Origin of the sequence: Maribacter zhoushanensis, assembly GCF_029350975.1 — a bacterium.
Classification (GTDB): Bacteria; Bacteroidota; Bacteroidia; order Flavobacteriales; family Flavobacteriaceae; genus Maribacter; species Maribacter zhoushanensis.
In genome coordinates, this window is sequence record NZ_JARKMR010000001.1 from 1,411,947 (window position 1) to 1,425,471 (window position 13,525).

Annotated in this window: 13 protein-coding genes and 1 tRNA gene; 8 read left to right on the forward strand and 6 right to left on the reverse strand. The window is 34.6% G+C overall.

What is annotated here, in order from left to right; all coding sequences use genetic code 11:
• Positions 1 to 9 precede the first annotated feature (9 nt).
• A complete protein-coding gene (locus tag PXD56_RS06075) occupies positions 10 to 564 on the forward strand; it encodes a TlpA family protein disulfide reductase (protein ID WP_276492423.1) in 555 nt (184 codons plus the stop codon).
• Between the two features lie 24 nt (positions 565 to 588).
• On the opposite strand, the gene PXD56_RS06080 is transcribed toward PXD56_RS06075, so the two are convergent.
• From PXD56_RS06080 to PXD56_RS06105, 6 genes are all read right to left on the reverse strand, one after another.
• Positions 589 to 1,035 carry a sterol desaturase family protein gene (locus PXD56_RS06080; RefSeq protein ID WP_076547864.1) on the reverse strand — a complete coding sequence of 149 codons (447 nt, stop codon included), beginning with the start codon at positions 1,033 to 1,035 and terminating at the stop codon, positions 589 to 591.
• Complete coding sequence (locus PXD56_RS06085; protein WP_276492424.1) at positions 1,035 to 1,874, reverse strand: phytoene/squalene synthase family protein; 840 nt, start codon at positions 1,872 to 1,874, stop codon at positions 1,035 to 1,037. Before PXD56_RS06085 ends, PXD56_RS06080 begins: the two co-directional genes overlap by 1 nt.
• A gap of 6 nt (positions 1,875 to 1,880) precedes the next feature.
• Positions 1,881 to 3,338, reverse strand: coding sequence for a phytoene desaturase family protein (locus PXD56_RS06090; protein ID WP_276492425.1), 1,458 nt, complete (start codon positions 3,336 to 3,338; stop codon positions 1,881 to 1,883).
• 14 nt (positions 3,339 to 3,352) lie between these two features.
• A complete protein-coding gene (locus PXD56_RS06095) occupies positions 3,353 to 4,252 on the reverse strand; it encodes a MerR family transcriptional regulator (RefSeq protein WP_276492426.1) in 900 nt (299 codons plus the stop codon).
• A 109-nt stretch (positions 4,253 to 4,361) separates the two neighbouring features.
• Positions 4,362 to 4,445: transfer RNA gene (locus tag PXD56_RS06100), tRNA-Leu, on the reverse strand.
• Between the two features lie 74 nt (positions 4,446 to 4,519).
• Positions 4,520 to 5,365, reverse strand: coding sequence for an AraC family transcriptional regulator (locus tag PXD56_RS06105; RefSeq protein ID WP_276492427.1), 846 nt, complete (start codon positions 5,363 to 5,365; stop codon positions 4,520 to 4,522).
• Between the two features lie 133 nt (positions 5,366 to 5,498).
• On the opposite strand from PXD56_RS06105, the gene PXD56_RS06110 reads away from it, so the two are divergent.
• The 7 genes from PXD56_RS06110 (at position 5,499) to PXD56_RS06140 (ending at position 13,519) form a co-directional block, all read left to right on the forward strand.
• Complete coding sequence (locus PXD56_RS06110; protein WP_276492428.1) at positions 5,499 to 6,416, forward strand: dihydrodipicolinate synthase family protein; 918 nt, start codon at positions 5,499 to 5,501, stop codon at positions 6,414 to 6,416.
• 116 nt (positions 6,417 to 6,532) lie between these two features.
• Positions 6,533 to 8,110, forward strand: coding sequence for an aldehyde dehydrogenase (NADP(+)) (locus PXD56_RS06115; protein ID WP_276492429.1), 1,578 nt, complete (start codon positions 6,533 to 6,535; stop codon positions 8,108 to 8,110).
• Between the two features lie 21 nt (positions 8,111 to 8,131).
• Positions 8,132 to 9,139, forward strand: coding sequence for a 4-hydroxyproline epimerase (locus tag PXD56_RS06120; RefSeq protein ID WP_276492430.1), 1,008 nt, complete (start codon positions 8,132 to 8,134; stop codon positions 9,137 to 9,139).
• 16 nt (positions 9,140 to 9,155) lie between these two features.
• Positions 9,156 to 10,403, forward strand: coding sequence for an NAD(P)/FAD-dependent oxidoreductase (locus PXD56_RS06125; RefSeq protein ID WP_276492431.1), 1,248 nt, complete (start codon positions 9,156 to 9,158; stop codon positions 10,401 to 10,403).
• 123 nt (positions 10,404 to 10,526) lie between these two features.
• The gene (locus PXD56_RS06130; RefSeq protein WP_276492432.1) at positions 10,527 to 10,928 is read left to right on the forward strand and encodes a response regulator; all 402 of its coding nucleotides are present in this window, start codon (positions 10,527 to 10,529) and stop codon (positions 10,926 to 10,928) included.
• A gap of 79 nt (positions 10,929 to 11,007) precedes the next feature.
• Positions 11,008 to 11,550, forward strand: a complete 543-nt coding sequence (locus PXD56_RS06135; protein WP_276492433.1) for a heme NO-binding domain-containing protein — start codon at positions 11,008 to 11,010, stop codon at positions 11,548 to 11,550.
• Positions 11,543 to 13,519, forward strand: a complete 1,977-nt coding sequence (locus PXD56_RS06140) for a PAS domain-containing sensor histidine kinase (RefSeq protein WP_276492434.1) — start codon at positions 11,543 to 11,545, stop codon at positions 13,517 to 13,519. Before PXD56_RS06135 ends, PXD56_RS06140 begins: the two co-directional genes overlap by 8 nt.
• Positions 13,520 to 13,525: the final 6 nt, after the last annotated feature.

The following is a 13,525-nucleotide window of genomic DNA, read 5'->3' on the forward strand; positions in this document are numbered from 1 at the left end:
AAAACTTTTATGAAGAGACAAACGGTTTTTACCTTATTGATCATTGCTTTTGTGCTTTCTTTTTTTGTTACCCCTTTGGGTGATTACAGCAAGATTATTCTCAACAGGGTTTTTGCCACTTCCCCAACAATTATACAACCTGAAAACCGAGGTAAGATAACTGACTACGACTGGAAGTTAAAAGATGCTAATTGGAAATTTTTCAATTTTGATGAAGCAAAAGGTCAGGTTGCCTTCATTACTTTTTGGACTTCTTGGCATATGCCTTCTCAGGCTCAATTAAAAGACATACAGTACCTGTATGATACTTATGGTGATAAGATGAAGTTCTATATAATTACCAATGAAGAAAGAGCACCTGTGGAGCTATTTATGCAAGAACAGGAATATACTTTTCCTGTAACCTATCAAATTATTGGTGAGCCAAGTCCATTATCATTATTAAAACCGCCTGGGTCTTATGTCATCGATAAAAATGGAGCTATTGTAATTCACCAAAATGCCATTGCTGATTGGGACAATGAAAAGGTAGATAAGCTTCTTATTCAACTTATCTCTGAATAACTTAAGAGATTGCTTCTTTGAATCTTATTTTTTAAAATATTTAAACGGTACAAATAGCATTCCAAAGCATTCGCCATCACCTTTGCCAATGTGTTTATGGTGCATTTTATGTGCTCTTCTTACACCTCTGCTATACCAGTTGTTAGCGTTTCTAAAAAGCTTAAAGCGTTGGTGAATGAAAATATCGTGTACTAAGAAGTAGGCTATTCCGTAAGCCAAAATTCCGAACCCTAATGGGTAGCCATACCAGAAACCGGTAGTACCTGCATAGAATAAAGACATACTAACAATTGCGTAAAAAATAAAGAATGCATCATTTCTTTCAAACCATGAGTCGTGATCTTTTTTATGGTGATCTTTATGAAGACTCCACAGAAAACCATGCATTACATACTTGTGCGTAAACCACGCCATAAATTCCATGAACAAGAATGTTCCTAGAAAAATCAATATCCAAATTACTATATTCATTATACCAAATTCATTTTAAATTTTACATAAGAACGTGCCAATAGCCCAAATTTTTGATAATTAGGAACTCGTATTCTTGCGTTCTTTATTTCTAAAGACGGTGTGCTCTGCAATTTATTGAGCAACTTGTAATAATATTTATACGCGGTGTAAACTCCAAATTTTGCATCTGTAGGTAGGGCAACGATTCCTTCATATCCTTTTTTGAAATCAGCCTTTATCTCGTCAACTATTCTTTTCTTAGAATCTTCATCTAACTCCTTAAGGTTTGTGTTTGGAAAATAAGATCTGTTTAATTCTTCAAAATCAGCTTTCACATCTCTCAAGAAGTTTACTTTTTGAAAGGCAGAACCTAATGCCATGGCAGATTCTTTTAATTTACTGTATTCTTCTACGTCACCTTTTACAAATACTTGTAGGCACATTAAACCAACTACATCAGCAGATCCATAGATGTATTCTTTATACTCTGCATCTGTTCTATATATATTCTTGACTAGGTCCATACGCATACTCTTCATGAAAGAGTCTACCAAATGCTTTGGTATTTTGTATTTATGGTACGTGTACTGAAAAGAGTTTAAGATTGGGTTAAGGCTTATTTTATCCTTCAATGATGCTTCAAGTTCTTGTTCAAACTTATCAAAAAGTACTTCTTTGTCATAATCATGAAAGGTATCTACAATTTCATCGGCAAAGCGTACAAAACCATAAATATTATAAATATGACTACGAATAGAGGGGTGTAGCATCTTTGTTGCTAAAGCAAAAGATGTACTGTATCTTTTGGTAACGATTTTACTACACTGGTACGAGACTTGATCAAAAGTATCTTTCATAAATCACTAGTTATCCTTAATAATTAATTCTGACACTAATTTTCCAGATATTAAAGCTGGTGGTACTCCTGGTCCAGGTACTGTCAGTTGTCCTGTAAAGTAAAGGTCAGTTACCTTCTTACTTCTTAAATTTGGTCTTAAAAAAGCGGTCTGTGTCAATGTGTTTGCCATACCATAGGCATTTCCTTTGTATGAATTGTATCGTTCTACAAAATCATTTACACAGAATGTTTCTTTGAATATAATATTATTTCTGATGTTTTGGCCGGTTCTTTCTTGAAAACGGTCCATAATGATATCAAAATATTGGTTTCTAAGCCCTTCGGTATCTTCTAAAGCTGTAGCGATTGGAACTAGAAAAAATCCTGTTTCACAACCTTTAGGTGCCATGCTCAAATCTGTTATAGAAGGAAAATTAGCATAAAATAACGGGTTTGATGGCCATTTAGGATTGTCATAAATTTCTTTGGCATGTAGTTCAAAATCGGTATCAAAAAATAAATTGTGATGCTCTACATTATTTAATTTTGTGTCAAAACCTATATAGAATAACAATGAAGAAGGTGCAAACACCTTTTTCTCCCAATAACTTTTGCTGTACTGCTGGTGTTTTTCGTCTAATAAGCTCTCAGAATGCTGGTAATCTGCACCGCTAAGAACTTTATCAGTCTTATAGGTTTTACCGTTACAGGAAACACCGGAAGCTTTGCCATTTGTAACAATAATTTTATCTATGGGAGAATCTGTGTGTATAGTAACACCTAATTCTACCGCCAAATTTTTCATAGCCTTTATTACTTCATACATACCACCTTTTGGATGCCATGTACCTAATCCAAAATCTGCAAAATTCATGAAATTGTAGAATGACGGAGTATTGCTTGGCTTTGCCCCAAGGAATAATACAGGAAATTCTAGTGTTGATATCAATTTAGGATTTTTAAAAGACTTACGAACTTGTGAGCTAATAGTTTTAAAAAACTGGTCAACTTTTAATATCGTTTCTTTTGTTACCAATTCTAAAGGTGAAAGTCCTGGTCTTAGAACAACCTTATTGATGGCAATGTCATAATTTTCTTGCGCTTTATCAATAAACTTTTTTAGCGCTTTAGAGCTACCTGGTTCTATTCGTTCAAACTCCTCACAAATTTTATCCATACTATCACCAATAGTAATAATATCATCTGAAAAGAAAATTTTGTAAGCTGGACTCAACTTGTCTAATTGATAGTAATCTGATGTTTGTTTATCGAAATCAGCAAAAAACTTATCAAAGATGTCTGGCATCCAATACCAACTTGGACCCATGTCAAAAGTGAACCCCTCTTTTTTAAATTGTGATGCACGACCACCAACAGATTCATTTTTTTCGAATATGGTCACGTCCCACCCAGCTTTTGCCAAGTAACATGCTGCTGATAATGATGAAAAACCAGAACCGATTACTATGCAATTTTTATTCATTTAGTTCTGGGAGATTATAGGTTGTTTACTAGGTTGTCAATTGAAGTGAATGTTCTACAGAATTTTGGTTTTGTAGCATCTTCAATGAAATTGGTTTGTCTTCCTAAAATCCAAAAATTTGGGTTGTTGTAGGCTGAAACCAATTTGGTGAAATCCTCTAAATACTTATTTACTTTATCTTTTTCTGGAAAAACTGTAAAGTAGGATACAAAATAGATGTCATCAAAATATTTAAGAACATCTTCAAGGTTTTCCATTGGTATAGTTGGTCCTAAATAGATGCACTTATATCCTTTTAAAATAATTTCATAATTAATATAAAGTAACCCTATATCATGAATTTCATTTTCAGGCAGAAAAGCCACGAAGACTTTGTCTTTCTTTGTGGGTTCTAAATGTTGAAGCTTTTCAGTATTTAATAGAATTTTTTGTTTGATAAGACTACTCATAAAATGCTCATGAGCAGGACTAATGGTATCTGTTTGCCAAAGTAACCCTAGTTCATTTAATAAAGGAACAAATGTCTCTTTAAAAATCTCCCTAAAAGAGTTTTCACTCAATAGGGCATTGTATGTGTTAAAGAACATAGTCTGATCAAAATTGACCATCGCTAATTTAAAAGCATTAATAGCCTGACTCTTATGACTGTGTTTTGCTACAATTTCACGCACTACATACGGAATGTCTTTATCAGAAATTTTAGCAATTTTTGAAATTTTGTGTCCGTTGTTGTAGAGTAAAGTAACATTAAGTAACTTTTGTAAGCTAGAAAGGCTATACGTTCTAATGTTTGTGTCTGTGCGTTCAGGAGATAAAAGATTATATCTTTTTTCCCAAATTCTAATGGTGTGTGCCTTAATACCAGAGAGGTTTTCAAGGTCTCTAATACTGAATTGCTTTTTTACATTGTTCATACTTTCTGAAAAAGGATTAAACAAATCTACAATTTATTAAAATGTATTAGGATACTTTGTAGTTAAAATTATCAAAATAAAAAAGGTTAGACCTAAATCTAACCTTTTGTGCCCACGACTAGATTCGAACTAGCACGTCCTTGCGAACACTACCCCCTCAAGGTAGCGTGTCTACCAATTTCACCACGTGGGCATAAATTGAATGGCAAATATAGAAAGCTATATTTCAATTTGAAATATAATATTGATATAAATAGAAGAACCTGCTTAAGACAGTAAAGTCTGTTGGTATTGTGTAGGTGTTATTCCTTTTATTTTTTTAAACTTTTTATTAAAATTTGAGATAGAGTTGAATCCAGAACGTTCCGCTACCATATTAATATTCAGTTCTTTATTGGAAATTAATAATTGGCAGGCATGTGCAACACGTAACTCTATTAAAAATTGAAAAAACGTTTTGTCCGTTCGTTGTTTAAAAAAACGACAGAAGGCATTTGGTGTCATATATGCCATTTTTGCTATCTCATCTAATGAAATAGGTTGCTGAAAATTTTTAAATACAAAATCAAAAATATCTTGTAATCGCTCTCCATCAGTAGAACTAAGGGTTTTAGAGTAAATAAATTTACTTAAGGGTTCTTTGGTTGCCTTACTAAGTTCTTCTAATAACTCTAAAAAGGAAATAAAAAGTTTTAGTTTTTGTTGAGATTGTATCTCTAGTAATTGCTGAGCAATGTGTTTTTTATTAGATGTTACTTTGAATCCGCCTGAAGAACTTATAATTAAAGAGTTTAAATTTTTAAGGTATGGAAGTTTAAAGAAGTTGGTGCCAAAGGAGTTTTTTGTAAAAAATACAGAAAGCATATGTGCATCTTGCTGCTCTTGTATACTTTTAAAAACGTGTGGCAAGTTACTGGCAATAACAAAAATATCTCCCGTAGAAAATTGATGAATACTATCACCAACCAATAATTTTCCTTTTCCATTAATAATGTAGCTTATCTGTATTTCTTCATGCTGATGAAGTCTGTTGTAAAATACGGGTTCTTTATCTACCTGAACTATTAAATGCTCATCTAAAGGTTTTGGTATTTTAAAAGGAAATATTTTCATATACATCTAATTTATCACTATAAATTGAATATGTATAGATAAGATGGTAGAATAGTACCATGTCTGGATAATATGTCAACACATTTTCAAGGCTACTATCTCTAATTTTGGGAATCAACTAAAAGAGAGACAAATGAGTATTTCATGGACAGGGGTAATGCCAGCGGTTACCACAAAATTCACAGATAAAGATGAACTTGACTTAGACATGTTCTCTGTCAATATTAAAGCGCAGTTAGAAGCAGGTGTTAGTGGAATAATATTAGGTGGTACTTTGGGCGAGGCAAGTACATTGACCTATGACGAGAAAAAGGTTTTAATGAAAGAGACCGTAAAACTTGTAGATGGTAGCGTACCTGTAATTATAAATATTGCTGAGCAAACTACTAAAGGAGCCATACATGCAGCTGAAGTTGCTAAAGAATGTGGGGCTACAGGTTTAATGATGTTGCCACCAATGCGTTATAAGGCAAATGACCATGAAACCGTTACTTACTTTAAAGAAACCGCCAATAGTACAGATTTACCGATCATGATTTATAACAATCCTATAGATTATGGAATTATGGTAACTCTTGATATGTTAGATGAGCTAATGGTTTGTGATAATATACAGGCGGTAAAAGAATCTACTAGAGATATATCTAATATAACCCGTATAAAAACCAGATTTGGAAACCGATTAAACGTATTAACCGGTGTAGATACCTTAGGTCTTGAAAGTACTTTAATGGGAGCAGATGGTTGGGTAGCCGGCTTGGTTTGTGCTTTTCCTGCAGAAACATGTGCTGTTTTTGAGTTGGCTAGGGCAGGCAGAATTAAAGAAGCTTTAGAAATCTACCGATGGTTCTTGCCATTGTTAGAATTAGATATAAGTCCGCAATTGGTACAGAATATTAAAATGGCAGAAGTTGCTACAGGTATTGGTACTGAAAACGTACGTGCACCTAGACTACCTTTAACGGGTGTAGAACGTGAAAGAGTAGCAGCAATTATAAAACAAGGTATAACTACCAGACCAACATTGCCAGACTATAAGGTTGTTAGTTAATTAGGAATGTGCATGTAAAATATGTTGTATTTAAAACTTTAATAAAATGTAAGGTTAGAATGGAATTTTCTTTCTAGTACTTTCTTTACTTTTGAGTAACACCATAAAAATATAAAATGATCAGCGGTACAAATGCAATAGGCACTAAGTCTTCTAAGCAAGGAAATACAATTTTTAAAACGTTTAACCCAAAAGAAAATAGAGATACGGAGTGGACATTCTATGAAGCATCTTCTAACGAAATTGATGAAGCTGTTGAATTGGCAACAGATGCTTTTAAAACATATAAAGATTTTTCAGGTATCAAAAAAGCAGCTTTCCTAGAGGCTATTGCAAATGAGATAGAAGCTTTAGGTGATGAGTTGATCAATACGTATTGTGAAGAATCTGGTCTGCCCGAAGGTAGGGCAAGAGGTGAGCGTGGTCGTACCATGGGGCAATTACGTGCTTTTGCAAATGTATTAAGAGAAGGTTCTTGGGTAGAGGCTGTTATTGAAAAAGCACAACCTAATAGGGAACCTATGCCAAAATCAGATATTAGAAAAATGCTATTTCCTTTGGGTCCGGTAGTGGTTTTTGGGGCAAGTAACTTCCCTCTAGCCTTTTCGACAGCCGGTGGCGATACCGCTAGCGCTCTTGCAGCAGGTTGCCCTGTGATTGTTAAAAGTCACCCAATGCACGCAGGTACTGGCGAGCTGGTATCTTCTGCTATTACTAAGGCAGCTGAGAAAACAAATATGCCCAATGGTGTGTTTTCAAATTTGAACAGTAGTGGTATAGAAGTAGGTCAGCAGTTGGTAAAGCATCCAAAAGTAAAAGCAGTTGGCTTTACGGGCAGTATCAAAGGTGGTACGGCATTGTATAAATTGGCAAATGAAAGAGATGAACCTATTCCTGTTTTTGCAGAAATGGGGAGTATAAACCCTGTAGTGGTGTTACCGTCAGCTTTAGAAAATGATGCTGATGCTTGGGCAACTAAATATGCATCTTCAATAACTTTGGGCGCTGGTCAGTTTTGCACCAACCCAGGTTTAGTGATGGCCGTTAAAGGAGATAAATTAGATGGTTTCATCAATACGTTATCAAAAGAATTATTAAAATTAGAGCCTACTTGCATGCTTCACCCTAATATTTATGCAAAATATAATGAAGGTAAAAAAGAATTGTCTACACAAAGCGGAGTGACGATTACTGCCGATTATACGGAGGATACTAACGCTAATACCGCAAAACCAGCTATCTTAAAAGTAAGTGGTGCAGATTTTTTAGCGAATACAAAATTACACACCGAGGTTTTTGGACCTTTTTCCGTTGTGGTTGAATGTGAGAATATGAGTGAATTAGAAACTATCTTAAATGGTTTAGAAGGTCAGTTAACCGGTACTATTTTGGGTTCTGAACAAGATTTAGAGAATAATTCAGGACTTGTAGATGCATTAAAAAGTAGAGTAGGGCGTATATTGTTCAATGGTGTGCCAACTGGCGTAGAGGTAAATTCTTCTATGGTTCATGGTGGTCCGTTCCCCGCTACTACAGACCCCCGTTTTACATCTGTTGGTACATCGGCTATAAAAAGATGGGTCCGTCCTGTTTCTTTTCAAGACTGGCCTAATAAATTATTACCAAAGGCTTTACAAAATGAAAACCCTCTTAACATTACCCGATTGGTAGAAGGCGAGTACACCAAAAACTGAAACAAATAATATCCTATTAATATGGCCAGTAGCACTTTTGTTTGTATTGACGCCCATACTTGTGGCAATCCTGTTAGGGTTATAAAACAGGGTGGTCCAGATTTAATTGGTGCTACAATGAGTGAAAAACGTCAGCATTTTCTGAAAGAATATGATTGGATAAGAAAGGGATTGATGTTTGAACCACGAGGTCATGACATGATGAGTGGTAGCATTTTTTATCCGCCTAACGACCCAAACAATGACTTCGGTATTTTATTTATTGAGACCAGCGGATGTCTACCTATGTGCGGACACGGAACAATTGGAGCCATTACTATTGGGATTGAAGAAGGGTTGATACATCCAAAAATACCAGGTAAAGTCCGTATGGAAACTCCCGCGGGCTTGGTAGATATTACTTATCAACAAACAGGTAAAAAAGTAGATTGGGTAAAATTGACTAATGTAAAGGCTTATCTAGCAGCTTCAGATTTAACAATTGATTCTAAGGCTTTAGGTGAGCTGACTTTTGATGTATCCTACGGTGGAAATTTTTATGCCATCATTGATACACAGAAAAATTTTAGCGGTATACAAGATTATACTGCAAATGAGCTTATTCAATTCAGTCAAGAAATTCGGGAGAAAATCAATTATAAATACCCGGATATGTTTATTCATCCAGAAGATGCAACCATCAAAAATGTGAGTCATATTTTGTGGACTGGGAAAACAATTTCTGAAACGGCTACTGCTAGAAATGCCGTTTTTTATGGTGATAAGGGAATAGACCGTTCACCATGTGGTACAGGTACATCTGCCCGTATGGCGCAATGGCATGCTAAAGGGAAATTAAAAGTGGGCGAAGATTTTATCCATGAAAGTTATATAGGTTCTCAGTTTATAGGCAGAATAGAAGAAGAAACCTCTTTATCAGGCAAGACTGCAGTTATACCCAGTATAAAGGGATGGGCAAAGATATACGGTCAAAATTCCATAACCATAGATGATGATGATCCCTACGCGCATGGGTTTCAGGTAATTTAATATTAATACTGGTAAGATGAAAAGTGTTTTGGTTATTGGTGGTGGTATTGTTGGTCTAAGTACAGCTTATTATTTAGAGAAAGAAGGTTTTGACGTAACGGTAGTGGATAAAGGGGATATTACTTCTGGCGCATCTTTTGTTAATGCTGGCTATATAACCCCAAGTCACATTATACCACTGGCATCACCTGGCATGATCGCTAAAGGAATTAAAATGATGTTCAATTCTGCTAGCCCTTTTTACATGAAACCCAGATTAGATGTGGATTTCTTAAAGTGGTCTTGGTATTTTCATAAGTCTTCTACTCTTGCAAAAGTTGAAAAGGCAATACCGGTAATTAAAGAGATTAACCTAATAAGTAGGGAGTTGTTTACGGATATAAAAAACTCTGGAGATTTGGGCGATTTTCAGCTAGAACGCAAAGGTCTTTTAATGCTTTATAAAACCGATGCAACCTATTTACATGAAAAACAAGTTGCAGAAAGAGTAGCTTTTGAGGGGTTAGAGGTATCAGATTTAAGCAAAGCAGAGCTACAAAAGTTAGAGCCTAACGTAAATATAGATGCCGAAGGGGCTATTCATTATGAATGTGATGGCCATACAACACCCACTGAAATAATGCCGAAGCTATTGGCTTATTTAAAGAAACAAGGGGTGCAAATAAAAACGAAAGAAGAGGTTCTGGATATTAAAACTAGCGGACATAAAATTACCGAGGTTATTACAACTAAGGATAGTTATAAACCAGATGAAGTTGTTTTGGCAGCAGGTTCGTGGAGCGGAGAGCTTGCCAAAAAATTGCAATTAAAATTACCATTACAGGGAGGTAAAGGATATCGTATTAATGTGGAACGTGATACCGGAATTACAATACCGGCTATATTAATGGAATCTAAAATGGCGGTTACGCCTATGAACGGTTTTACAAGATTTGCCGGTACTATGGAGTTTTCGGGTAATAACAGTATTGTTAGAAATGAGCGTGTAATGGCAATTGCCAATGGAGCCCATTCCTTTTATCCAGATTTAAGAATTACCGAAACTGAGATAAAGAATGTAAAAACAGGATTAAGACCTGTCTCACCAGATGGGCTACCGTACATAGGTAAATCAACGAAAATCAAGAATTTAACCATAGGTACTGGCCACGCAATGATGGGGTGGAGTTTAGGGCCTGCTACAGGTAAACTGATTACCGAGTTATTGTCTGATAATAAGACATCTATGGGGTTAGAAGCCTTTGGTCCTGAACGTAGTTTTTAAGTGCGTTGTTAAACCCTAAACGCCACATAATTACCATTCACCGACACTAAATTGCCACCCGTCTACACTGGTCAAAAAATTTGTAACTTATCCCTCATCTTTGTAGCATCAAAATAAACCACAATGGACATCCTACTTATAGAAGACGATTTAATAGAAGTAATGAAGTTGAAACGTACAGTTTCTAAACTGAATTTGAAGCATAACATAATAGAAGCTAAAAATGGGGAATCTGCATTAACCCATCTAAGGTCAGGTGAAAAATTACCAGATATTATTCTGTTAGATTTGAATATGCCTAGAATGAACGGTATAGAATTTCTTACTATTTTAAAAGAAGATGATCGCTTAAGATATTTGCCAACAGTTATTTTAACCACATCTGAAAATAGAGCAGATTTATTAAAATGTTATGAAGTTGGTATTGCCGGTTATGTAATCAAACCATTAAAATATGAAGATTACGAATACAAATTAAATGCTGTTTTAGAGTACTGGACCGTTAACCAACTAGTAAAAGGCTAACAAAAAAGCTCATTTCACAACATTTTTCAGATTATCTGTATTAAATTTCCTACGTTTGAATATGTTATAAAAAATTCAAATGAAAGGAATAGTATTTACCGAGTTTTTAGAAATGGTCGAATCTGAATTCGGATTAGAGACCGTTGATAATATTATTGAAAAATCAGATTTGCCATCTCAAGGCATATATACATCTGTTGCCACCTATGAATTTAACGAAATGGTGGCATTGATCACCCAGTTAAGTGAAGAGGTAGATTTACCCGCCGGTGATTTAATCTATGCATTTGGACTATATTTATTTTCTAGCCTAAAAAATGCACACCCAGAGGTTATTCAAAGTTATAGATCCCCCATTGGTCTTTTATATTCTATAGAAGATCATATTCATGTACATGTAAAGAAACTTTATCCAGAAGCGGAGTTGCCTACATTTAAGATTCTTGAAAAAACAGATAATTCTATATCAATGATATATTCTTCTACTAGAGGATTATACAGATTAGCTCATGGTCTTATAGAAAAAGCTTTTGAGCATTTTAATGGAAAAGCCGATATAACTTACGAACTTCTTAAAGAAGATGGTACAGAGGTTAAATTTGACGTTGTACAGCATGGATAGTAAAGAAGTTACTCTTCTTAAAAAAGCCCTAGAAAGGCAAAAAATGGCTCGCCAACAAGCCGAAAGAATATTAGAGGAAAAATCTAATGAGCTTTATGAAGAGGCACGTCATCTGCGGGAATCTAATAATAAACTTGAAAATTTATTAAGTGAAAAAACCTCTGAGCTAGATGGTGTTTTTATTAATATTATAGATCCTTACGTAGTTATGGACTTATCATTTAACGTGGTAAGTATGAACCAATCTGCAAAAAACTTCTTAGGGTTTGATAACAATAAAGAAGAAATCAACCTTTGGAAATTGGTACACAAAGATTTTATGGAGTATACCATAGAATCTTTTAGTAGTTTAAAAGAGGTTGGTTTATTAAAAAATTATAGGGCTAAAATATTTATAAAAGGTGGCGAAGAAAAATGGGTTGAAATAAACGCCAGTTTAATTTTTAATAAAGAAAAACAACCAATTGCCGCACAGGGAATTGTTAGGGATATAACTCAAGAAATGGAAGTTAGAGAGTTATTGTCAGAACAAAAGCGCCAATTAGATATTATAGTTAACAGTTCTCCCTTAGGTATTATTCTAGTTGATGTCAATAAAATTATCAAGGTCAATTATTCCATGACCTCTTTGTTAGGATATTCCTATGATGAGTTTATGAAAATGAAGGTTAAAGATTTCACTGATGCCGAAAGCTTAAACGAAGCCGATAAATTACAGCATAAACTCAATAAAGGTGAAATTGATAAATATACCATTCACCAAAAGTTTCTAAAAAATAACGGCGAAACGTTACAAGTAAAGCTGTCAGTAAGTGCAGTACGTAATATTTACAAAGAAATCAGCTACATGGTAATGATGGTTGAAGATATTACCAAACAGTTAGAAGCTGAAGAGCGTTTAAAGACTGAAAGAGAAAAGTATAGTGGTATAATAGCCAATATGAATCTTGGGTTGTTAGAATCTGACAGAGATGGTATAATTCAAATGGTCAATCAGAGTTTCTGTGATATGATCGGTTATGAAGAAAGTGAATTGCTTGGCACAAACGCTAAACATTTTGTAAGTCTTGAAGATAGAGATAAGGTTTCTGACCACATTAAAACCCGTGCAAATGGTAAATCAGACTCATATGACGTTCATGTTGTTACTAAAACAGGAGAAACAAGGCATTGGTTAGTAAGTGTAGCACCTCTTTTCAACAATGACCATGAGGTAATAGGCTCTATTGGTATAACATTAGATATTACCGAACAGAAAAAATTAGAACTGCAAAAAGAACAATTGGTTAAAGATCTTGAAAACAGTAACCAAGGGCTACAAGAATATGCTCATATTGTTTCGCATGATCTAAAATCGCCATTAAGAAGTATAAGTGCTTTGGCAACTTGGTTAAGCGATGATTATAAAGATGTTTTAGATGAAGGTGGTAAACAGAATCTTGAGCTTATGCAAGAGAAAGTTGCTTCAATGGATAAGTTAATTCATGGTATTCTAGAATATTCTACGGCCAACAGTTCTGCCTTAGATGATTCTAAAGTAGATTTAAACGGTGTTATTTCAGATATTGGAGAGACAATTTTTATTCCTGAACATGTAAAATTGGTGGTTCCTAGAACACTACCTACTATTATGGCAGACAGAATAAAAGTACATCAAGTTTTTCAAAATATTATTGGTAACGCCGTAGTTCATATTGAAAGAAAGGCTGGTCTTGTAGAGGTATTATATAAAGACGATGGTGAATTTTGGCAATTTACAATTAGCGACAATGGGGTAGGTATACCAGAAGAATATCATAAAAAGATTTTTGAAATATTTCAATCTATAGGAAATAACGAAAGATCTACAGGTATAGGGCTATCAATAGTCAAGAAAATTATAGATCGCTACCAAGGTAGGGTATGGATCGATAGTGTAGTTGGTGAAGGAACCCAATTTCATTTTACAATAAAAAAAGACCATAACTAATACAAC